This is a genomic window from Nostoc sp. T09 (assembly GCF_002154695.1).
Taxonomy (GTDB): domain Bacteria; phylum Cyanobacteriota; class Cyanobacteriia; order Cyanobacteriales; family Nostocaceae; genus Aulosira.
The window spans coordinates 37477-59040 of the sequence record NZ_MTAV01000054.1; the positions used below are offsets into that span (position 1 = coordinate 37477).

Sequence of the window (21564 nt, forward strand, 5' to 3'; positions counted from 1 at the left end):
AGTGTTTGAACTATATCAAAGTTATATTCTTCTTAGTATGTTCTTTATGTTTCTGGATTATTTTTGGTTGGTTAGCTGACTATTCTTTTCCTTTTGGTCAAGCTTTAGAATTGTTACTTGCTTGCTTTAAAGGTTCTGCTTCAGCAAAGATTAACAGCTTACAACAACAATTACAGAGGACAGATATAGTTTCTCAGCCAGATAACCCGAAGCAAATTCAAAAATTAAATAATTTAGAGTCTCAAGCATGGCTTTATGAGGGTATCCTAGAACGCCTTGCTGAAAATTCCGTAGTAAATCACGAAAAAATAGCAAGAACTCTCGAAGCATTAGAGTATAAGAGAAATGAAATTTTACAAGAATTAGAGCCTCGCAAACCGAAGAGATATCGCATATTGGAAAGAATACAAGATTCTGCTCGTTATCTTTTAGCTAGTCAGGCTGAAAAGGATTATGAAAGACTTGAGAGGATGATAACTAATCTGGTTATTTTTACAAGAACCAGAAAACCTTCACAGATAATTCTTTCCGAAATAATTGAAAGATTGGCTTCAGAGATAGCACAAAATGCTAATCAAATTAGTCCATATCGCCTTCGTCTTGCTTATAAGATTGATGAGTTAATCAAACTTTTGTCAGCAAAACTAATCTTAGGATCTGATAGCTCTGTAACCGATAATACCTATCAAGAGCTTGTTAAAGAGTTACGCTCTCGAATTGCTCTTTTATCTAACCAATTCAATAGCTTACTTATAAGCAAACAAGAAAATACTAACGAGTTAAATAAGCGTATTCAAGAAATTTCTAATCTTACTAAAAATATTTCTGATTTACATAAAGTAATATCTGATAAAGAGGCTGAGCTATCTGGGCTACTTCAAAATACTCAAAATTTAACGGAATTAATACGGACAAAACAGTCTCAAATAGATAGACTGCAACATTCAATATCTGATTTACAAAGAGATATTCAAAGTTCAACGGAAACTGACAAAATAAAACAAGCTAGAATTGATTATTTGCAAAATCTAGTCTTACAACTTAATCAACAGAAAGCAGAACTACAAAAACGAATTCAAGATATAACTGATCATGCCGAAAATAAGGAATCTGAAGTTGCCAATTTACAAAGTGAAAAGTCTCAATTGAATTCACAGAAATCTGAGTTGCACAAACAATACCAGATCCTAGACCAAAAATATCGGCAGCAGCAAAATGAGATAGCTAAATTAAAGGAAAAAATAAAACATCTTGCTCAAATTAATCGTTCGCAACCTTCTAATCCTACCTACAAAGCACCTCAACAGCCTGTTCAGGAAACCAGACCAAGGATTACTCTAGAAGAATATCAGAGAATTTTTAATAAAAGTGATTATGTATATGTTAAAGCACATTACCGAAATGGCTCATACGTCAAAGCACACTACAGAAGACGACCAAATCGATAAACCAGCAGTTCAAAAAGTTACTTCAACACCATCTACATAGACAATTGTCTTACCAACAGTATCTTCCGCAGCTTATCTTACTCGTTAGTGCGAACCAACCTTCTAATCCCACATCATTCTCTCCAATAACCTCAATAATTGTTTTGTGTGAAATTGAAGCGATCGCACCATTTAATCTAAAAAATGTCATTTAAAATAGTTTTTAATTTAACAGTTTTAATATAAGACTCATGCAAGCAAAATCTCAAAACCAGACAGAATAAGAGTTATATTGTCTAAAGTATCAAAAAAGATAGTTGGTCGATAACGCTACAACTTGCATTTAGGCTAGAAATAGACGCTTTTTTCTCCCGCCACTAAAAAACCTGGTGTAATCGTGAGTTTTAAGAGCGATCGCTAGGTTCGGAGTAATCCCAAGAGTGCATTTGACGGAAAGGAAGACCCATCTTTTGGAAGACGTACTTCTCTTTCACACCAGAAGCAATCAAATCTGGCTTGAGTGCTTTTACAAACTCCTCAAATTCGTAGGCGGTAACGTCGTCATAAACGATGGTGCCGTTTTCGATGTAGTGAGTGGTACGTTTGTAGTCGTCGTTATGAGCGAACTCATAACCTGTACCGATCATCTTCATACCCAAATCTTGGAAAGCGGGTACAACGTGGCGAGGACGCAGACCACCAACCATCATGGCGACAGTCTTACCTTCCAAACGGGGGCGATACTTCTTGAGGATCGCATCCATTGTTGGCTGATACTTGGCAATTACCTTCTCAGCGTTTTCTTGGATCTTGGAGTCAAATTTAGAAGCGATTTCCCGTAGGGATTCAGCAATCTTGGTGGGGCCGAAGAAATTGTATTCAAGCCAGGGTATTCCATACTTTTCTTCCATGTGACGGCTGATGTAGTTCATCGACCGATAGCAGTGGATGAGGTTCATCTTCACATTGGGTGTCATCAACATTTCGTTGATGGTGCCATCACCAGACCACTGAGCGACTACGCGCAAGCCGATTTCTTCTAAGAGGATGCGGCTAGCCCAAGCATCACCACCGATGTTGTAGTCACCGATGATTGCTACGTCATAAGGAGTAGCATCAAACTTCAGGGTACCATCTTTCTTGGCTTGATCTGCTCTGGGGAATACCCAGTCACGAATCATGTCGTTAGCAATGTGGTGACCTAAAGACTGAGAAACACCACGGAAGCCTTCGCAACGTACAGGTACAACAGGCTTGTTAATTTCTTTAGCTGCTTTCTTAGCTACTGCTTCGATGTCATCCCCAATCAAACCGATGGGACATTCAGATTGAATGGAAACACCACGGCTGAGGGGGAAGAGAACTTCCAGTTCTTGAATCAGCTTAAATAGTTTCTTGTCACCACCGAAAACGATGTCACGTTCTTGGAAGTCGGAGGTGAAGTGCATAGTACCAAAGGTGTCAACACCAGTTGTACCGATGTAGTAGTTACGACGACCAGACCAAGACCAGTAACCGCAACCTACAGGCCCGTGGCTGATGTGGATCATGTCCTTAATAGGACCCCAAACCACACCCTTGGAACCTGCATAAGCACAACCACGGGCGGTCATTACACCAGGAAGGGATTTGATGTTAGACTTAACGCCGCAGTCAGACTTACCTTCTTCGTATACATTTAAGTGCTTTTCCCGTTTTTTTGCTGCTTTTTCGGGATAGGCTTGGAGAACTTCTTTAATTAGTTCTTTTCTTTCTTCAATGATGTTTTGATTTTCTGGAGGAGTCATCTTTAGTCTCTCTTGCTCCTAAGGAACCGGGATAGTCAGGGAAGGGGATTTCCCCTATGGGGTTGGGGACGCTGAGTCCCCTTGGGGGATAAAAGTTAGATCAAAGGTAAAAGGGAAGTGATGCAGGTGTTCCCTTTTCCTAAAACATGGTTTACTTAACAGGTACTTCTGCTGGCTTACCAATGATCTCTGCGTGCTTGGTATCGTCGTCGAGGATACCGAATTCGACCAACAATGCTTCTAGCTCGTCCATTTCGATGGGGGTGGGGATGGTGAGCTTCTGGTTGTTGATAATCTTCTTAGCTAGAGCGCGGTATTCATTACCCTGATCGCTGTCAGGTGCGTACTCGTTAACAGTCATCCGACGCAATTCTGCGTGTTGAACGATGTTGTCGCGAGGTACGAAGTGAATCATTTGGGTGTTCAAGCGTTCAGCCAAGGTTTCGATCAATTCGATTTCTCGGTCAACTTTACGGCTGTTACAAATCAAACCACCCAAACGTACACCACCGGAGTGAGCGTACTTGAGAATACCACGAGCAATGTTGTTAGCCGCATACATCGCCATCATTTCACCAGAGGTAACGATGTAGATTTCTTGTGCTTTACCTTCACGAATAGGCATAGCAAAACCACCGCACACAACGTCACCCAACACGTCGTAGGATACGAAGTCTAAGTCTTGGTAAGCACCGTTTTCTTCTAAGAAGTTGATGGCGGTGATAATACCACGACCAGCACAACCTACACCGGGTTCAGGACCACCAGACTCCACGCACTTAACACCACGGAAGCCGGTTAATAATACTTCGTCGAGTTCTAAATCTTCTACAGCACCGCGTTCAGCGGCTAAGTGCAGCACGGTGGTTTGAGCTTTACTGTGGAGCATCAAACGGGTGGAGTCAGCTTTGGGGTCACAACCCACAATCATGATGCGCTGACCCATTTCTGCCATAGCTGCTAGGGTATTTTGGGAAGTAGTAGACTTACCGATACCGCCCTTACCGTAGAAGGCTATCTGTCTAATATTTTCGTCAGTCATGGTTCGTGTTTCCTGCAATTGGTTGGTGGGTCTTTTGCTTTTGTCTGTTGGGTCTCACGCCCGTTGAGCTACGGCAGTGAGTTTGTGTAGAACGTCGTCTTTAGCGTTGGCACTAAGTGCCCGCCGGGGGCGATCGCTCCACAGCAAAAACTAATGGTAGTAAAGACATCTATGTTCCTTGTTCAAATTTTTTTTGTTTTATTCTTTGTTAATAGCCATGACAAATGACTATTAACAAAGGAAATTACGCACTTTACAAATACTTGTGTGTCAGATGGAAACACCTAGTAGGACTTGACTGATATCTTCGTCAAAAATCAATCTTGAAGTCCAATTACTTGTTCAAAATAGCGCCTTTGACATTTGAAACGCGAGCCATTGCAGCGCTGACATCATCAGTAGCCACTCCATTTGTAACCATTGCATCACTGAGGTGCTTAGCAATAGCATCAAAGTGTTGGGGCTGTATATTCATACCTGTGTGGGTTTTGTCCATTGGACGACCTGCATATTGCTTTGGTCCCTCAAGTAACTGAGCTACGAAAGCAGTAAAATGAGCACGCTGCTTCGCCATATCTGTCTTAGCGAAGAACGTATTAACGGTGTTGTCTGCCAGAATCCGTTTGTACAAATCATCAACTACTTTGTCGAGAGTTGCTTGTCCGCCAATTTTCTCGTAGAGTGCGCTCATATCCTCATTCCTTTGAAGCGAGTTGGATTATGGAATTCGCAATTAGGCGTTGAATACTTGCCTATGTGCTTTAGCTATCTGTTGTAGGTAGGATTGAATTCATTGATGCGAAGCGAATTATATCGGTCAAATCCTACTGTCTGTGTCTTAGCTGATGCACATTAGGATGTATTTGTGCAGTGCGTAAAGTTTTATAGTAATGGCTCAACCGCTTCCACTATCAGGTTCTTGCTGACACGATCCTGCAACCTGGCTTCTATGGCAATCTTGAGAGTTGCTGTGCTGCTAGAACAAGAACCACAAGCTCCTTGCAACAGAACCTTGACGCGAAGTACGTCCCGTCCCGCTTCGCTAACGCCGTCCACATCGTACAGTTCCACATCGCCGCCGTCAGCAATCAGTACTGGTCTGACTTCTTCATCTAAGACCTTTTGAATCAGTGCGATTTTTTGCACATTAGTCAATGGGCGTTGTGATTGCTTAGCAGTAACAATATCGGTTGCAACTTTCACGCCATAGTTATTGAGTGCAGGTATTGCGGCTTGTTGCTCTACATCTTTAATAATATCATCAATGTTTGCCAGACAAGAACCGCATCCGCCGCCAGCTTTGACGTAGTTTGTTACCTGCTCGGCATCAGTAAGGTGATTTTCCAAAATCACGCGCCGAATTTTGGATTCGCTGATACCAAAGCAGCTACAAATTAGTGCTCCTTCATCATCGTCATCATGGGCAGCTAGAGGAATGCCACGATAATTGTAAATTGCTGCTTCTAGGGCTTCTTGCCCCATGACAGAGCAATGCATTTTCGCTTCTGGCAATCCACCCAGGTACTCTGCAATATCTTTATTGGAGACATTGAGAGCTTCATCTAAGGTTAAACCTTTGATCATTTCAGTCAAAGCGCTGGAAGATGCGATCGCACTTGTGCAACCAAAAGTTTGAAAGCGTGCGTCGAGAATTTTATCGCTGGCGACTTCAACCTTCAAGTGCAGTCTCAGAGCATCACCACAAGCAATGCTACCTACCTCTCCAGTTGCTACCTTTACCCCAGATTCATCAGCTTCTTCAATAGCTCCCTGATTCTTGGGATTGTAAAACAGTTCTAATACTTTATCTGTGTAGTCCCACATATTAAGTTCCGAGTGCTGAGTGATGAGTATTAAGTGGGCATGGGGCAATGGTATGTCCCCCTATTCCACAATTCCTAGTGATGAGCCAGTGTTTGTTCCTGCGCTTGCAGCCAACCCGCTTCGTCATTTTTGAAGGGTGAAAGGGCACGCAAACGTTCTACAATCTCAGGCATAACCGCGATTACTTGATCGATTTCGGCGTCTGTGGTGTAGCGACAGAGGCTAAAGCGGATGGAACCGTGCAATGTGGTGTAAGGTAAGCCCATTGCCCGCAATACGTGGGAAGGTTCCAAAGAGCCAGAGGTGCAAGCAGAACCAGATGAGGCACAGATACCGTATTTGTTCAACGAGAGTAAGATGGCTTCACCTTCAATATACTTGAAGCCGATGTTGGTGGTGTTTGGCAATCTCTGCGTAATATCGCCGTTAACTTCACAGTTAGGAATCGTGGCGAGTAAGGTTTTTTCTAGGCGATCGCGCAGCCTTCTTTCTCTCTTAGTCGCCTCTTCTAAATGTAACATTTCCAGTTCCGCAGCTTTGCCTAAAGCAATAATTGCTGGAACATTTTCTGTACCTGCACGGCGTCCACGTTCTTGGTGTCCGCCAATCAGGAAGGGACGGAATCTCACCCCACGCCGCACATACAAAGCGCCAATTCCTTTGGGTGCGTGGATCTTATGTCCGGATATGGTTAACATATCTACGGTGCTATTCTTCATATTTAAGGGAATTTTCCCTACTGCTTGCACCGCATCGACGTGGAATAAAGCGCCATGCTCTTTCACTCGCAATCCAATCTGCTCGATTGGGAAAACCACGCCGATTTCGTTGTTGGCATACATAATTGTCACCAAGGCGGTGTTACCAGTCAAGGAAGCTTCTAGTTCATTTAGATCTATTTGTCCCTGACCATTTACCGAAAGATAGGTAACACTATAACCTTGGGTTTCTAATTGTTTGCAGACATTCAGTACTGCTGGGTGTTCGACTTGGGTAGTAATAATGTGTCGCTTGTCTGGTTGCGCCAACAGTGCGGCGCGAATTGCGGCGTTATCGCCTTCAGTTCCGCAACTGGTATAGATAATTTCCGATTCATCGGCTCCCAGAAGGGCTGCAAGTTGTTCTCTTGCTGTTTTCACCGCTTTGCCAACTTGCCCACCAAAGGTGTGCATACTAGAAGGGTTACCGTAATATTCAGTTAAGTAGGGCAACATCACCTCTACAACTTCCGGGTCTACCTTAGTGGTGGCATTATTATCGAGATAAATGCAGCTGTTTTGCATTGCTTCCAATTTTGATGAGATAAGAGCCAAGATTTTGAGGTAATACCAATAATATGAAGTGTGAAGTCTGTAGGGCGTTCGTCGGAAGGTAGGATGAAGTCGTATAACTAGGCTTCATCCTAGGCTGCGGCAAGCATCCCAAAGGGCCTCTATATTATGCTTTTGCTTCTATCACTTGGGGCTGACGCTTTTGCAACTGCTCAGAGAATTTCTGAGAATAGAAGTATCTTCTATCAAACATAATGAAGGTTACGTCCATGCACTGTTATCGCCCAAAAATCAAGGCATCTAGTGAATAATATCAGCTTCGCCTAAATACTTACGATAAGAGTGACGCAAAGATGGGGAGACACGGTGAACCAGCGCCTTGGGCTGAGCCGCTTTGCGGTAAGGAAGTCGGAATCTACAGCCCTTCGGGCATCCTTCGGCGGGCGGCTGTCGGCGAGTGACAGAACAGGGCTATATTATGTAGCTTTTTTAGGGACTTCTATATCTCTGCACGCTTGTAAATACATCTTTCTCAGGATTAATGAAATTTTTGATTAGTTCTTTTAAAAAGAGATAAAAGTCAGCAATTCTTAATACCAACTATTTGGTGTAAGCCAAAAAAGTTAAATTGCACAATCAGAAAAAACATCAAATGCTCAAGATAGACACATTAAAAATTAGCCTCCAACAGATCGAAGCTTTCGAGCGAGACGGCGTTATCTGTCTCAGAAATGTTTTAGATGAAAGTTGGGTGGAACGGATGCGAACAGCCGTTGACAAGAATGTATCAATCCCTGGGCCTCTAGAGGTGAAAGGTATCTCAAGACCAGAAGCTAGTGTGGAACATACTAGTAGCTTATGGCTTGTCGATCCTGATTTCCGTGCTTTGGTTTTTGAATCTCCACTCTCCACAATTGCTGCTCAACTCTTGCGATCGGAAAAACTTAACTTTTTGGCTGACGGTTTCTTTGTAAAAAAGCCGAAAGCGACGAGTCGTGTCGGATGGCATAACGACCTACCTTACTGGCCTATACAAGGCTGGCAGTTTTGTAAAATTTGGCTGGCTTTAGATAATGTTAACGAAGAAAATGGTCGATTAGAGTACATCAAAGGTTCTCATCAATGGGGTAAAGAGTTACGTGAGGACTCTAATCCGTCGTGGTTTGTAGAGCCAGAGCCTCACGAACTTCTGTCTTGGGATATGGAGCCTGGAGATTGCTTAGTTCATCATCTTCTGACAATTCATCATTCAGTAACGAATATATCTTCCAGGCAAAGACGTGCAGTAGTGACGAATTGGACTGGCGATGATGTTACTTACTATCCGCGTCTGAAGGCGTGGCCTTTCAGACCTCTTGAGGAAATTGATCTACCAGAATTTAATTCACTCAAAACTAAAAAAACTGGTGAGCAGATAGATTGCTATATGTTTCCTCCAATTCAACTACATCGCTAGTAGGAAATCTCTACGATTCAAGTACTAGCATGAAGTAAGCCTATTGTTTTAGACTGCCGAAGATGCTTTTTAAGATATGTCTGCTGTATAAAATATCTATCTTAAGGCAGACTTTATTTGCAATTCTTTGTTACTCAGTACACTTCGGATGATGGATTGACTTGAATTGATTTGCATATGTTATGATTTGTAACACTGCTCTAATTTACTAACCAGTAAATTATTTGCTGGTTTAAGCTAAAAAGCTTAATTTAGAGCTAAAAAGCCAACTCAACCAAGTTAATTTATTGATTGAACGCACAGCTTTTAGTTAATAAACTTAACCTTTGTTAACTAGTAACTCAGAATATATTTTAATTCGGAATTTTCGGGGTTACTGAGACAAGTAGGTTGAATACTGAGCATTAACTTAACTTAATGGTAGCAGTACTCTACTGATATTATCAATAGAAGGTAGCAGTAATCTTCGTTTTTAACCATTTTATTGTTAGGGACTAATGCTAAAAAACAGCGAGTTGAGGATTAATGATGGCTGTAATCTCAAATGCCAGTTTGGAGATAGACAATATGAATAGTTTGCTAATACATAGGACTCCTATTTGATTATGCAAAGCTAGGTACAAGTCTATTTACTTCTTCCTGGTTCCCTACTTACGCAAGTAATTTCATCAATTAAATCGGATTACTATAAGAGTTTTAGAAACTCAAAATTTCGGCAAGTGGCTAGAGGAAAAAAAGTGGAGTTAATTAGAATGCAGGTAAAATTTTAAAAATTCCACTCTCATCCTGAGCAAAATAAAATGTAGCGATTAGCTATAAAAGGTTTGATAGTAATGCTAAGAAAGACCGGACTTACCATTAATCAAGGTGCCAATCTCAAATTTAAGCTTGGAAACCAACGATACGAATTTTTTTCTAGAACAGAAGTTTTCCGAAATGGCACAATTGGTAAGCCACTAAAGTTAAACATGGTGGGATAGATCTGAACTCGGATGAATTTAACTCTCAATAAAGTCAACAGTCCCCAAGAAGAGAAAGCATTATGGCGAGATATTGCTAGAGGGACAGTTGACTGATTTAGAGGTTCGGCTGAATGAAAGGTTAACCCACCTACAGAATTTACTCAAATGAATGGTGTTGTTGAATAACAATGCCAAACACTAATACAAGTAAGCTTTTTTATTGAAAGCTTGTTTTGTGGTGCCTTTAATCTCAAACGATAAAGAGCATTACTTGGTATTGCGTACATTAGGGTAAATCAGAATTATTACCGCAATCTCACAATTTTTTACTTTGAATAAAGGTCAACAAACATGAATAACGTTCAAGCATCGTTTGCAGCGACAGAAACTGCCTTTCACGTACAAGGTTACGAAAAAATCGATTTTAGTCTTGTTTATGTGAATGGTGCATTTGATATTAAAAACAGAGAAATTGCAGATAGCTATGCAAAATTTGGTCGCTGTTTAACTGTAATAGATGCCAATGTCTATGAACTTTACGGCAAGCAGATCCGGTCATATTTTAGGCATTATGGTATTGAACTAACAGTATTTCCGATCATCATTACTGAGCCAGCTAAAAGTCTTGCAACTTTTGAGAAAATTGTTGACGCTTTTGCAGACTTTGGCTTAGTTCGTAAAGAACCAGTCTTAGTTGTTGGTGGCGGTCTAATCACTGATGTGGCTGGGTTTGCTTGTGCTGCTTACCGTCGCAAGAGTAACTACATTCGCATTCCTACCACTTTGATTGGTTTAATCGATGCAGGTGTAGCAATTAAAGTAGCGGTGAATCACCGCAAGTTGAAAAATCGCTTGGGAGCATATCATGCACCTTTAAAAGTGATTCTGGATTTCTCATTTTTGAAAACCTTACCAACGGCTCAAGTTCGTAATGGGATGGCAGAGTTAGTGAAAATTGCTGTAGTTGCTAACTCAGAAGTTTTTGAACTGCTATACGAATACGGCGAAGAATTGCTTGACACTCACTTTGGACATGTGAATGGAACAGCAAAAATCAAAGACATTGCCCATAAAGTTAACTATGAAGCAATCAAAACTATGTTGGAGTTAGAGACTCCAAACTTACATGAAATAGACCTCGATCGCGTCATTGCTTACGGTCACACTTGGAGTCCTACCCTAGAATTAGCACCCCGTGTACCGCTATATCATGGTCACGCCGTCAATATAGATATGGCCTTGTCTGCAACCATTGCAGCACGACGCGGCTATATTCCCACAACAGAGCGCGATCGCATTCTGGACTTGATGAGTCGTATAGGTTTATCACTCGATCATCAACTCTTAGATGGGGATTTACTCTGGTATGCTACCCAATCTATTAGCCTGACACGAGATGGCAAACAACGTGCAGCCATGCCTCGTCCTATTGGTGAGTGCTTCTTTGTCAACGATTTGAAGCGTGAAGAACTAGTTGCTGCCTTATCTGAACACAAACTTCTTTGTGCTAAATACCCTCGTCGTGGGGAAGGTATTGACGCATACATTGAAACTCAAGAAGCGCAGCTATTAGGAGTATAAAGATATGACAAGTGTTGTACAACTCCCAACAGCTAGACCAATCACGCCACACAGCATCTTAGTAGCCCAGCTACAACAAACCCTCAAATTAGCACAACAGCAAAACATTCCCGTAGAGATACTAGATTCTCTACGACAAACTGTGCAATTAGCTGCGGGTTTAGATCCCTACTTGGATGATTACACCACGCCAGAATCGAGCGCATTAGCTGCATTGGCGCAAAACACCATTAAAGAAGATTGGAGCAAACGCTTTAGTGATGGGGAAACAGTACGCCAACTAGAGCAGGAAATGCTCTCTGGACATCTTGAAGGACAGACATTGAAAATGTTTGTTTACATGACCAAAGCCAAGCGCATTCTCGAAGTGGGAATGTTTACAGGGTATTCAGCCTTGGCAATGGCAGAAGCATTACCCAGTGATGGACAACTCATAGCTTGCGAAGTAGATTCTTATGTTGCCCAATTTGCTCAAGCTTGCTTTGATGCATCTCCCGACGGCAACAAAATCATTGTCGAAGTAGCACCTGCTCTAGAGACACTATACAAGCTCGCAGCTAGAAAAGAATCATTTGATTTAATCTTCATTGATGCCGATAAAAAGGAGTATGTAGAGTACTTCCAAACCATTTTGGATAATAACTTGCTAGCTCTGGACGGGTTAATCTGCGTAGATAACACTTTGTTGCAAGGACAAGTTTACCTACCACCAGAACAACGCACCGCTAACGGTGAAGCGATCGCTCAATTCAACTCTGTTGTCGCCGCCGATCCGCGTGTAGAGCAAGTTCTGTTACCCATCCGGGATGGTGTGACTTTGATTAGACGCATAGCGTAACCGAAAGATGAGGGGGATGAGGTAGATACAAGAGGAATAACAATAGTTTGCTTACTTCTTCTACTCCCTCATCTCCCCCTGCTCCCCCATCTCCCCCTACTCCCTCATCTCCCCCTACTCCCTCATCTCCCCCTACTTTCAAAGACTTATGGCACAATCAATTTCTTTATCTCTGCCTGAATCTACAACGCCCTCAACGAGTGCCGGCGTAAAGATAGTGGCTCTATTCAAGACTCTCGGTACTCTGACATTATTACTCATAGCCTTGCCATTCAATGCTTTGATAGTGCTGATAGCTTTGCTGTGGGGAATTGTACGCCGTCCCTTTACCAAAAAAGCTGCCGTAGCTGCTCATCCTCAAACTATCTTGGTAAGTGGAGCCAAGATGACCAAAGCATTGCAACTTGCTCGCTCGTTCCATGCAGCTGGACACAGAGTTATTCTCATTGAAGGTCACAAATACTGGTTGTCTGGGCATAGATTTTCAAAAGCTGTGAGTCGTTTTTATACAGTTCCCGCACCTCAAAAAGACCCAGAAGGCTACATTCAGGCGTTAGTAGAAATTGTTAAAAAGGAAAAAGTTGACGTTTACGTACCTGTATGCAGCCCTGTAGCTAGTTACTACGACTCTTTAGCAAAGCCTGCACTATCAGAGTACTGCGAAGTTTTCCACTTCGATGCAGATATTACCAAGATGCTAGATGATAAATTTGCCTTTACCGATAAAGCGCGATCGCTTGGTTTATCTGTCCCCAAGTCGTTTAAAATTACAGACCCTCAACAAGTTATCAATTTTGATTTTAGTCAAGAAACCCGCAAATATATTCTTAAAAGTATTGCTTACGATTCAGTTCGCCGCTTAGATTTAACTAAACTACCCTGCGACACCCCAGAAGAAACAGCCGCCTTTGTCAACAGTTTACCCATCAGTTCTGAAAATCCTTGGATTATGCAAGAGTTTATCCCTGGGAAAGAGTTCTGTACACATAGTACAGTCCGGGATGGGGAATTAAGATTGCATTGCTGTTGTAACTCTTCTGCATTTCAAATCAACTATGAAAACGTCGAAAATCCCCAAATCCGCGAATGGGTGCAACAGTTCGTCAAGAGTTTGCGACTGACTGGACAAGTTTCTTTTGACTTTATCCAAGCCGAAGACGGTACAGTTTATGCCATCGAATGCAATCCCCGTACCCATTCAGCAATTACCATGTTCTACAATCATCCTGGTGTTGCAGATGCTTATCTTGGTAAAACTCCCCTAGCTGCACCTTTAGAACCTCTAGCCAGTAGCAAGCCGACTTACTGGATATATCACGAAATTTGGCGCTTAACTGGTATTCGTTCCTGGAAACAATTGCAAACTTCGATTAATACCTTATTGCGAGGTACTGATGCGATATGTTGCCTTGATGACCCTGTGCCATTTTTGACTTTGCATCACTGGCAGATTCCCTTACTCTTACTCAAGAATCTACAACAACTCAAAGGCTGGGTAAAAATAGACTTCAACATTGGCAAACTGGTGGAATTAGGTGGCGATTAAAAAGCAAAAATTATACATAATTAAGAAATAGAATCATGTCAGTACTGCGTATTCTTCATTTAGTTGGCTCTGCCTACAATGATTTTTACTGTGATTTGTCACGCCTTTACGCTCAAGATTGTTTAACAGCGACAGCAGAGCGATCGCGCTATGATTTTCTGATTGCATACATCACACCCGATCGCCACTGGCGATTTCCTGCTTCCCTGAGCAAAGAAGATATTGCGATCGCCAAACCGATGACTCTGGGTGATGCCATACAGTTTATTACAGCGCAAAACATTGACCTTGTCTTACCACAAATGTTTTGTATTCCCGGAATGACTCAGTATCGGGCTTTATTTGACCTGCTGAAGATACCTTACATCGGCAATACTTCAGATCTTATGGCAATAACAGCCCACAAAGCTAGAACCAAAGCCATTGTCGCAGCCGCAGGAGTGAAAGTGCCTCATGGAGAAATCCTCCGCCAAGGAGAGGTTCCGACAATTCCACCTCCTGCGATCGTCAAACCCGTAAGTTCCGACAACTCTTTAGGAGTAGTCTTAGTTAAAGATGTGAGTGAATATGACGCTGCCTTAACGAAAGCATTTGAATATGCTTCGGAGGTGATTGTAGAAGCATTCATCGAACTTGGCCGAGAAGTCAGATGTGGCATCTTCGTTAAAGATGGGGAGTTAGTAGGTTTACCCCTAGAAGAGTATTTGGTAGACCCCCACGAAAGACCTATTCGCAGCTATGCTGATAAACTCCAACAAACAGACGATGGTAACTTGGGTTTCGCTGCTAAAGATAATAAAAAATCTTGGATTGTAGATCCTAGCGATCTGATTACCGAAAAGGTTCAGCAGGTGGCTAAGAAATGTCATCAGGCTTTAGGTTGTCGGCACTATAGTTTGTTTGATTTCCGGATCGACCCCAAAGGACAACCTTGGTTTTTAGAAGCTGGCTTGTATTGTTCTTTTGCCCCTAAAAGTGTGATTTCCTCTATGGCAAAAGCAGTCGGAATCCCTTTAAATGAGTTATTAACAATAGCTATCAATGAGGCTTTGAAAACTAATCAAAATTTATAAAATCTCTAAGCTCGACTTTATCCAAAATTAAGAACTAGGCTTTCTTTACTCAGCAAAAACTTCTGTTTTTTGGTAAAAATAGCAGGCAACAGCCTTGTAAATCAATAGTTGTGTGTGTTTGACCGTAAGTTTATGTCCTAAACTATAGTTTAACTACTATACTTTTTTGATATCACTAATTCTCAAGCAAGCCCAACAACTCAAAGTAATGTCTACAAAAGTTTAATGGTTAGGTTTTAGGTTTCGTAAAAATGGATAAAGTCAAGCTTAGAAATATTTAAATTATTTAAGAGAAAGTTTAGTCTTACAGCATTAAAGATGGGTGCGATTTAACTAACAGCTAGATTCAAATCGTAAAAAGCGCCCAAGGTTGAGAGCAACCGATCCAAGTAAGAGTATAAATCCAGCCAATTGAGTTGGCACAATTGATTCATGAAGAATTGCCACGTTTAGCATGACGGAGAATAGCGGAGTTAGCAATGCGAGCATCGAACATATCTGTGTTGAGTTGAGATGCAATGCTTGATTCCAAAGTAGAGAAGCGATCGCGGTAGGAAACACTGCCAAATAGATAATACCAAGCCATTCAGTTATTGTTAATGTCCATGTCAACCCAAATGCTGGTATTAAACCGAGCAAAAACAAAAAACCAAATCCGTTAAACAGAAACATACCTACAATTGAATCAAACTGTTTATGCTGAGTCAGCACGCAGAAAAAAGCCCAAGTGGCAGCCGCTATGAGTGTTACAGCAGTCCCAAGATTAAGCTGGATTCCCAGTAGTTGGTTTTGTGCAATCAACAAATATACTCCTATAAAACCGACAATTAGAAGTAGAATTGATTTGCGAGATAAGCGTTCATGAAACCAGAATGCTGCAAAGAGTGTCATCAAAAGTGGATATATATAAAATACCCCAACCACTTGTGAAGCAGGTAAAAGTTGATAAGCTTTAAAGCAGCAGATTTGCGGAATACCCAAACCCACAATTCCTGCAATTACGAAGAAAAATTGCTGCTTATTCCATTCTTTGCGTAGGATTTGTACTTTTTTTTGAACAACAATGTTGATACCGAGAATGCAAGTTGCCAAAAAAGTCACGTAGACTGACGTGGTGAAACTATCAAGATTTGGCACAGTCAATTTGAAAGTCACTCCCATTGTTGCCCAAATTAATATAGCAAACAATGCAGACACCAGACCTTTGAAACATAAAGCAGACTTTTTCAAGTTATAGACTGTCATACTCATTGACTCATTTATGTAAATTACTTTCATAAGTCAAGATTTAACAACAGTCAATAGTTTAAACATCTTCCTGAAACGTATAATCGAGTTTGGTCATCAATATTAACTCAATCTACGGTTATGTGATGAAAGGTAAACTCCTAACAAACACATTTTATAACCCTTATATAGTGAGGCTTTTAACTAAACAATAAAAATGTGTTTTTTTATTTGTTGCGAGGAGGTTTTAATACTTTTGACTTCCCTTCTTGGGGCGCTTGTATCTTGCACCTCTAGGGATAAATGGCTAATACAGAAACCAGAGGTCAAAAAAGTAACTTAAGAAGCAAGAAGTAATACTAGTTTAAAAAAAGAATGCGACAGATACACACTCCCAAAGCCCTGTTATATAAGGCTTTCTTAATTTTGAATTTTGTATACACCCGGAGGGTGGCTTGCCGTACTCCTACGGTGAACCCACAGGGTAGGGTATTTTGAATTGGTATAAATAGTTGGGCAAAATTAAAATTCTCCAAAACAATAATTAAATTGATTTGAAGAATTTATAGTGTAGAAGAGGTTAATTCATAGCCGTACTCTAACAATAATTTATAAAGATAACGGGTAAATATTGGGTAGAAATCGGGTAATTTCCTCAAGTATTGGTGGATATAAACTAGTTAATGAATTTTTTCAATCAAATTATCAGCTCGCCCAAGCGCTTTCATAAACATTTGAGTATGGGAAATTTCATGGGATAGAAGTATTTGCTATCAAATATAATGAGGGTTGTGTCGATGCCTGGTTATGGAAAGTTGGGGTTACGCAAGAGTTAGCGGTGAGGAACAGCAAACAGATAAAGGTGCGTTGCGTAAACAAATAGAACGCTTGCAGAATGCTGGATGTTCAAAAGTATACTGGGATATTCAATCACGGACAACCGAAGTCAGGGAAGGGCTACAACAATTAATCAATGACTTGAAGACATCTGGAAAGGGTAAGGTAATATCTCTGCAATTTACCCGGATTGATCGTATTGGCTCATCATCACGTTTGTTTTATTCATTGTTGGAGGTATTGCGCTCCAAGGGGATTAAACTTATAGCTCTAGATCAAGGAGTAGATCCAGACAGCCTTGGCGGCGAATTAACAATTGATATGTTGCTTGCCGCTGCCAAATTTGAGGTCAGAATGGTGACGGAGAGGTTAAAGAGCGAACGTCGTCATCGGGTAGACCAAGGGAAAAGTCACCGAGTTGCCCCATTGGGATACCGTATCAACAAGGATAAATATGTACGCGATAATTCACCATGCGTTTGCTTGTTGGCAGAACGAAGAGAACTAACTGTATCTGACGTAGCTCGATATATTTTTAATACTTTTTTTGAGTGTGGTTCAGTTGCTGCTACTGTTCGTAAGTTGCACTCAGATTTTGGTATAGAAACAAAAGCTTTTGATTGGAACAAGTCAGAAACAACTTCACGGATTATCAGTGACGACGACTTAGATAAAATTGTATTTACACCAACTAAAACTAACCACCCCTTACGTTATCCGTGGTCTGGGTTGAGATGGTCAATTCCAGGCTTAAAAGCATTATTAGTAAACCCTGTTTATGCAGGAGGCTTGCCTTTTGATACTTACGTGAAATCAAAGGGAAAGCGCAAACACTTTGATGAGTGGAAGGTAAAATGGGGAACCCACGACGATGAGGCAATCATTACCTGTGCTGAACACGAACAAATAAAACAGATTATCCGAGGTAATCGCCATAACCGATGGGCTTCAAGAGAAGATAACGAAGTGAATCCATTTTCTAATTTAATCAAATGCGCTCATTGCTCCGGTTCAATGACACGCCATGCAAAACGGGTAAATAAGGATGGGCAAGCTATCTATTATTTTCAGTGCCGTTTGTATAAAGCTGGCAACTGTAGCAATAAAAATATGATTTCATCAAAAATATTAGACATCCAAGTAGTGGATTTATTGGCGCAAGAAGCTGAACGGTTAGCGAACTTGGTAGAAACAGATGAGCCACCTATTGTAGAGGAACCCCCAGAAGTCAAAACTCTCCGCGCATCGCTGAATAATCTGGAAACCTTGCCAGCAAGTTATGCAATCGAACAAATAAAAAATGACCTCAAAGAACAGATTGCGATCGCACTAGGAGCAATCAACAATGCATCCAGAGAATCCTTGATAGCTAAAGAACGTATCATACGAGCTTTTGCTAATAAAAGTTACTGGCAAGGACTTAATGCGCAAGATAAAAGAGCAATCCTTAATGGCTGCGTTAGAAAAATATGCGTAGATGGTAATTTCATTACAGCAATTGAGTTTCGTTACTAAATGTCGCGATCGCACTGTTACATTGCAACCATGACAAATCTTATGGGGTATTGCAGATATGGCAGAAAAGAGCGATCGCCTTGGGGAGAAAAACAACCTACCCTCCAAGCTAAAATCAAAACAAACTCGAAAAATCTTGCTATGGTAGCCACCTCCCAACAACCGCAAAAAATGACCATAGAGGAATATCTTGCATGGGAACCCCAGCAAGACCTTCGCTACGAATACGTCAACGGCGAAGTTTTTGCGATGACAGGTGGTACAATTCCCCACAATGATATTGCACTTAATTTTTACAGAGCCTTATACCCACATTTACGTGCTAGAGATTGCCGAGTGAATGTGTCTGATGTGAAAGTGCAAGTTACGCCTCAAAGTCCTTACTATTATCCTGATGTTATCGTCAGCTGCGACCCTCAAGACCTCAATGCTCGCAAATTTATTCAAAACCCAAAAATCATTGCCGAAGTTCTCTCCCCTGGTACAAGCAGTAAAGATAGGGGCGAAAAATTCACTAATTATCTGAAAATGCCTTCTTTACAAGAATATTTATTGATAGATTCCGAAACAATCTCCGTTGAACGCTACTGTCGCGGAGAGGGAAGAATGTGGCTTTACTACCCCTACACTGAGGGAGATATTATTACCCTATCCAGCATCGAATTTGAATTTGCGATCGCACTACTGTATGAAGGGGTGGTATTGGGAACAGAAGCAGAATAGAGTTTTTGACATCAAAAAACAGATTGTGATCGCCCACTGCAATGAGGGGAGTCTCATGAACAGAAGTGGTAGTATCAATGTGCTATAAAAAACTCAGAAGAAAAAAGTAACTTCAACACAGGGAAATTCGTAAAAGTGAAAGAGGAAATAGAGAAAGCTAGCTCCAGTGAACCTAGTTTCCTCTTCCGTGCAGACGATGATTATAAAATAGGCGATCCAGTAGGATTTGAGTTGGATAGTGAGGATGCCCAACAAGCCAAGATTCAAAATCCCTTGGAGCATATTTTAGATAAAGAAGCCGGGGATACTAGTATATATGTATCTTTTTCCACTGCCATCAGAATAGATCGAGATAGGGGAGCGATAAAATTTACTAAAAAAAATAAAATTTTTAAAGTAGCTTGGTCGGCTCTTAAACAATTGGAAGCCGAAGGTAAAATTAAGATATATACCCCAGAGCAAGTAGCAGAAATTATTCGCCTAAATCCGCGAAAAAAAATCAGCAAACAAGCTAACAACGTTAAAGCTGCTATGGAGAAAAATGGAGAAATTCTGATTGAAGGACAAATTCCGGGACAATTTATAGTTCCAGCTAAGTAAAATTAATAACAGAAATACTGCTATGGATGAACTACAGACAGCATTAGCTCAACTACGAAATCCCAACCCAGATATTCAAGAGGCAGGCCTAGATAAAATAGGAAATCTTCAACCTGACAATGCCTTTGAAATAATATTACCTTTTCTCTCCGACTCCAATCCAGAAATACGCTCAACAGCAGCTTGTAATTTAGGAGAAATTGATGATAGCCGTAGCATAGCGTATCTAATTGATTTAGCCAAAAATGACCCAGAAGAAAAAGTTCGTAGTGAAGCTCTATCTGCATTAGATAATTTTAGAACGCCGGAAATATTAATATGTTTAATTAATGAAGTTCATCGAGTAAAAAAATCACGAAGACCAAGACAAATAGTTGCACAGCAACTTCAGCATTATGATGATGAGAGTTCAGTTGATGCCTTGAGTCTTTTGCTACTTGAAGATGAAGATGTTTACGTGCGTATATTCGCTGCTGATTCTCTTTGGAAACTAAATCGTTCTAGATTGCTTAATGTTTGGCAAAAAGCTTTAGATGATGAAAACACTTACGTTATTGAAGTAGCAAATAAAGCAATCAGGAATTTAAAAAACTCCGAAGAATTGCTAGAAGCTGGCTAAATTATTAACTGAATGAAAAATAGGGGATGAAACGTGCGATCGCAATTACGATGGAGTGAAAATGCGATCGCCTTTGGGTGTACTTCATCATCAAAACCAGTTTATCAAATATGCGATCGCAACGTGGATGTACCTATCGTTATTAGGCAGTTTTGTTTTTGGACTTTGTTTTTTGTTCTGGAATATCCGAGTTAGATTTTAGCTCGGCTTTACGTTTTTCCCATTCCAGAACTGTGCGAATTACCACTTGTGACCAAGATTCGTAAGCCATAAGCACCGTTATTTGTTAATTTGAGAATAGCGAAAGTTGAAATTTTTTTTGTTCATCGCAAGCAATTGCTTGCGAGCAGAATGTTTGCAAAGAACAAAATGTTAGAAGTAGCTGAGATAGGGGAACTGAAGAGATAACCACAGGACTACAGCACTTGAGATAGGGTAATGTGAAGTTTAATGGTAGAGGTAGTAGCGTTGCAGAAATTTTTCGAGGAGATGCAACCCTGTTAAAGAATTAGATGTTACGTAGCGACTTCAAACAATTTGGTTATGAATTGTACTTGAGTAATTATATTAATCAAGCGTTTCAGCCACAGTATAAGAAGACTTGAGGTTTTCTAACTCCTGAAAGCTCAAAGAACGCAATTCATCTGTTTGCTGCTTGACTATGCCTAAAAATTCCTTAAACTGAGGACATGATTGGCACTTTACCTGAGTTCCTGGGATTAAACATTCACACACAAACCTTGGTCTTTCTTTAAAAGTGCGATCGCAGTCATTACATACATATTTTTGTATTCCATCAAGTCTACCAATTTTCACAAGCCGAGTGGAATTGCACCTGGGACATCCAAGACCATAAGTTTTAGGCTGTGGTTGCCATTCCTGTAGAGCTTGTTGCATAGCAACTTCGCATCTAAGTTTATTGAAATCGAAAATTTTTTGAGTGTTCATAATGCCAAATTGGAATAAACCTTCAAATTTTGAGAGTAACTTCTTTAACTTCTTTGTTCTGGACGGCGATCCTATGGACAATCTGCGGAAAAATTTTGACCTTATCATCAGGAGAAAGTGTGTGCCAGATTGCCAAGTTATTCCCTGCACGAATAATTTCCTCCGTATTCTTATTCAAAATAGAATCAGAGATAAAAGGATTAATTTCTTCCTCAATTTGCTGACGAACCTTAGAGGATGTTTGAAAAGTTGGAAGTTAAGTAAAAAAAGCTCTCAGGGCATAAGCTG

At 40.8% G+C, this 21564-nt stretch carries 19 protein-coding genes; 11 read left to right on the top strand and 8 right to left on the bottom strand.

Translation table 11 applies throughout. The features are described from left to right. Positions 1-5: 5 nt before the first annotated feature. Positions 6-1448 (top strand): hypothetical protein, encoded by a 1443-nt coding sequence (locus BV372_RS13370; protein ID WP_086686994.1) that lies wholly within the window; start codon positions 6-8, stop codon positions 1446-1448. Between the two features lie 383 nt (positions 1449-1831). Here the strand turns inward: BV372_RS13370 and nifD are convergent, their stop codons facing one another. The 5 genes from nifD to nifS form a co-directional block, all read right to left on the bottom strand. Further along, on the bottom strand, positions 1832-3214 hold the full coding sequence (nifD, locus tag BV372_RS13375) for a nitrogenase molybdenum-iron protein alpha chain (RefSeq protein ID WP_086686995.1): 1383 nt from the start codon (positions 3212-3214) through the stop codon (positions 1832-1834). A gap of 151 nt (positions 3215-3365) precedes the next feature. After that, the gene (gene nifH / locus BV372_RS13380) at positions 3366-4256 is read right to left on the bottom strand and encodes a nitrogenase iron protein (RefSeq protein WP_086686996.1); all 891 of its coding nucleotides are present in this window, start codon (positions 4254-4256) and stop codon (positions 3366-3368) included. A 334-nt stretch (positions 4257-4590) separates the two neighbouring features. Next, entirely contained in the window at positions 4591-4947 is a 357-nt protein-coding gene (locus BV372_RS13385; protein ID WP_086686997.1) for a group 1 truncated hemoglobin, read from the bottom strand. Between the two features lie 191 nt (positions 4948-5138). Continuing rightward, positions 5139-6080, bottom strand: coding sequence for a Fe-S cluster assembly protein NifU (nifU, locus tag BV372_RS13390; protein ID WP_086686998.1), 942 nt, complete (start codon positions 6078-6080; stop codon positions 5139-5141). 74 nt (positions 6081-6154) lie between these two features. Continuing rightward, positions 6155-7363 carry a cysteine desulfurase NifS gene (gene nifS / locus BV372_RS13395; RefSeq protein ID WP_086686999.1) on the bottom strand — a complete coding sequence of 403 codons (1209 nt, stop codon included), beginning with the start codon at positions 7361-7363 and terminating at the stop codon, positions 6155-6157. 640 nt (positions 7364-8003) lie between these two features. On the opposite strand from nifS, the gene BV372_RS13400 reads away from it, so the two are divergent. The 5 genes from BV372_RS13400 (at position 8004) to BV372_RS13420 (ending at position 14807) form a co-directional block, all read left to right on the top strand. Beyond that, positions 8004-8807, top strand: coding sequence for a phytanoyl-CoA dioxygenase family protein (locus BV372_RS13400; RefSeq protein WP_086687000.1), 804 nt, complete (start codon positions 8004-8006; stop codon positions 8805-8807). Between the two features lie 1313 nt (positions 8808-10120). Then, positions 10121-11350, top strand: coding sequence for a sedoheptulose 7-phosphate cyclase (locus BV372_RS13405; RefSeq protein WP_086687001.1), 1230 nt, complete (start codon positions 10121-10123; stop codon positions 11348-11350). Positions 11351-11354: 4 nt separating this feature from the next. Continuing rightward, a complete protein-coding gene (locus tag BV372_RS13410) occupies positions 11355-12188 on the top strand; it encodes an O-methyltransferase (RefSeq protein WP_086687002.1) in 834 nt (277 codons plus the stop codon). 148 nt (positions 12189-12336) lie between these two features. After that, positions 12337-13734 carry an ATP-grasp domain-containing protein gene (locus BV372_RS13415; RefSeq protein ID WP_086687003.1) on the top strand — a complete coding sequence of 466 codons (1398 nt, stop codon included), beginning with the start codon at positions 12337-12339 and terminating at the stop codon, positions 13732-13734. A gap of 35 nt (positions 13735-13769) precedes the next feature. Next, positions 13770-14807, top strand: a complete 1038-nt coding sequence (locus BV372_RS13420) for a D-alanine--D-alanine ligase (RefSeq protein ID WP_086687004.1) — start codon at positions 13770-13772, stop codon at positions 14805-14807. Between the two features lie 333 nt (positions 14808-15140). Here the strand turns inward: BV372_RS13420 and BV372_RS13425 are convergent, their stop codons facing one another. Further along, positions 15141-16052 (bottom strand): DMT family transporter, encoded by a 912-nt coding sequence (locus tag BV372_RS13425; RefSeq protein ID WP_179198076.1) that lies wholly within the window; start codon positions 16050-16052, stop codon positions 15141-15143. Between the two features lie 789 nt (positions 16053-16841). On the opposite strand from BV372_RS13425, the gene xisF reads away from it, so the two are divergent. The 5 genes from xisF (at position 16842) to BV372_RS36265 (ending at position 20523) form a co-directional block, all read left to right on the top strand. Then, positions 16842-18386, top strand: a complete 1545-nt coding sequence (gene xisF / locus BV372_RS13430; RefSeq protein WP_086687006.1) for a fdxN element excision recombinase XisF — start codon at positions 16842-16844, stop codon at positions 18384-18386. A 141-nt stretch (positions 18387-18527) separates the two neighbouring features. Continuing rightward, entirely contained in the window at positions 18528-19109 is a 582-nt protein-coding gene (locus tag BV372_RS13435; protein ID WP_086687012.1) for a Uma2 family endonuclease, read from the top strand. A 135-nt stretch (positions 19110-19244) separates the two neighbouring features. After that, positions 19245-19709, top strand: a complete 465-nt coding sequence (locus tag BV372_RS13440; RefSeq protein ID WP_086687007.1) for a hypothetical protein — start codon at positions 19245-19247, stop codon at positions 19707-19709. Positions 19710-19731: 22 nt separating this feature from the next. After that, a complete protein-coding gene (locus BV372_RS13445) occupies positions 19732-20328 on the top strand; it encodes a HEAT repeat domain-containing protein (RefSeq protein ID WP_086687008.1) in 597 nt (198 codons plus the stop codon). Positions 20329-20361: 33 nt separating this feature from the next. Continuing rightward, entirely contained in the window at positions 20362-20523 is a 162-nt protein-coding gene (locus BV372_RS36265; protein WP_179198077.1) for a hypothetical protein, read from the top strand. 372 nt (positions 20524-20895) lie between these two features. On the opposite strand, the gene BV372_RS13450 is transcribed toward BV372_RS36265, so the two are convergent. Continuing rightward, positions 20896-21225 carry a hypothetical protein gene (locus tag BV372_RS13450; RefSeq protein ID WP_256973193.1) on the bottom strand — a complete coding sequence of 110 codons (330 nt, stop codon included), beginning with the start codon at positions 21223-21225 and terminating at the stop codon, positions 20896-20898. 73 nt (positions 21226-21298) lie between these two features. Beyond that, entirely contained in the window at positions 21299-21454 is a 156-nt protein-coding gene (locus tag BV372_RS13455; protein ID WP_256973194.1) for a hypothetical protein, read from the bottom strand. Positions 21455-21564: the final 110 nt, after the last annotated feature.

Bases quoted from the DNA above. Each gene is read 5' to 3' on its own strand.
- nifD (WP_086686995.1), bottom strand. From the start codon at position 3,214: ATGACTCCTCCAGAAAATCAAAACATCATTGAAGAAAGAAAAGAACTA.
- nifH (WP_086686996.1), bottom strand. From the start codon at position 4,256: ATGACTGACGAAAATATTAGACAGATAGCCTTCTACGGTAAGGGCGGT.
- BV372_RS13385 (WP_086686997.1), bottom strand. From the start codon at position 4,947: ATGAGCGCACTCTACGAGAAAATTGGCGGACAAGCAACTCTCGACAAA.
- nifU (WP_086686998.1), bottom strand. From the start codon at position 6,080: ATGTGGGACTACACAGATAAAGTATTAGAACTGTTTTACAATCCCAAG.
- nifS (WP_086686999.1), bottom strand. From the start codon at position 7,363: ATGCAAAACAGCTGCATTTATCTCGATAATAATGCCACCACTAAGGTA.
- BV372_RS13400 (WP_086687000.1), top strand. From the start codon at position 8,004: ATGCTCAAGATAGACACATTAAAAATTAGCCTCCAACAGATCGAAGCT.
- BV372_RS13405 (WP_086687001.1), top strand. From the start codon at position 10,121: ATGAATAACGTTCAAGCATCGTTTGCAGCGACAGAAACTGCCTTTCAC.
- BV372_RS13410 (WP_086687002.1), top strand. From the start codon at position 11,355: ATGACAAGTGTTGTACAACTCCCAACAGCTAGACCAATCACGCCACAC.
- BV372_RS13415 (WP_086687003.1), top strand. From the start codon at position 12,337: ATGGCACAATCAATTTCTTTATCTCTGCCTGAATCTACAACGCCCTCA.
- BV372_RS13420 (WP_086687004.1), top strand. From the start codon at position 13,770: ATGTCAGTACTGCGTATTCTTCATTTAGTTGGCTCTGCCTACAATGAT.
- BV372_RS13425 (WP_179198076.1), bottom strand. From the start codon at position 16,052: ATGACAGTCTATAACTTGAAAAAGTCTGCTTTATGTTTCAAAGGTCTG.
- xisF (WP_086687006.1), top strand. From the start codon at position 16,842: ATGGAAAGTTGGGGTTACGCAAGAGTTAGCGGTGAGGAACAGCAAACA.
- BV372_RS13435 (WP_086687012.1), top strand. From the start codon at position 18,528: ATGGTAGCCACCTCCCAACAACCGCAAAAAATGACCATAGAGGAATAT.
- BV372_RS13445 (WP_086687008.1), top strand. From the start codon at position 19,732: ATGGATGAACTACAGACAGCATTAGCTCAACTACGAAATCCCAACCCA.
- BV372_RS13450 (WP_256973193.1), bottom strand. From the start codon at position 21,225: ATGCAACAAGCTCTACAGGAATGGCAACCACAGCCTAAAACTTATGGT.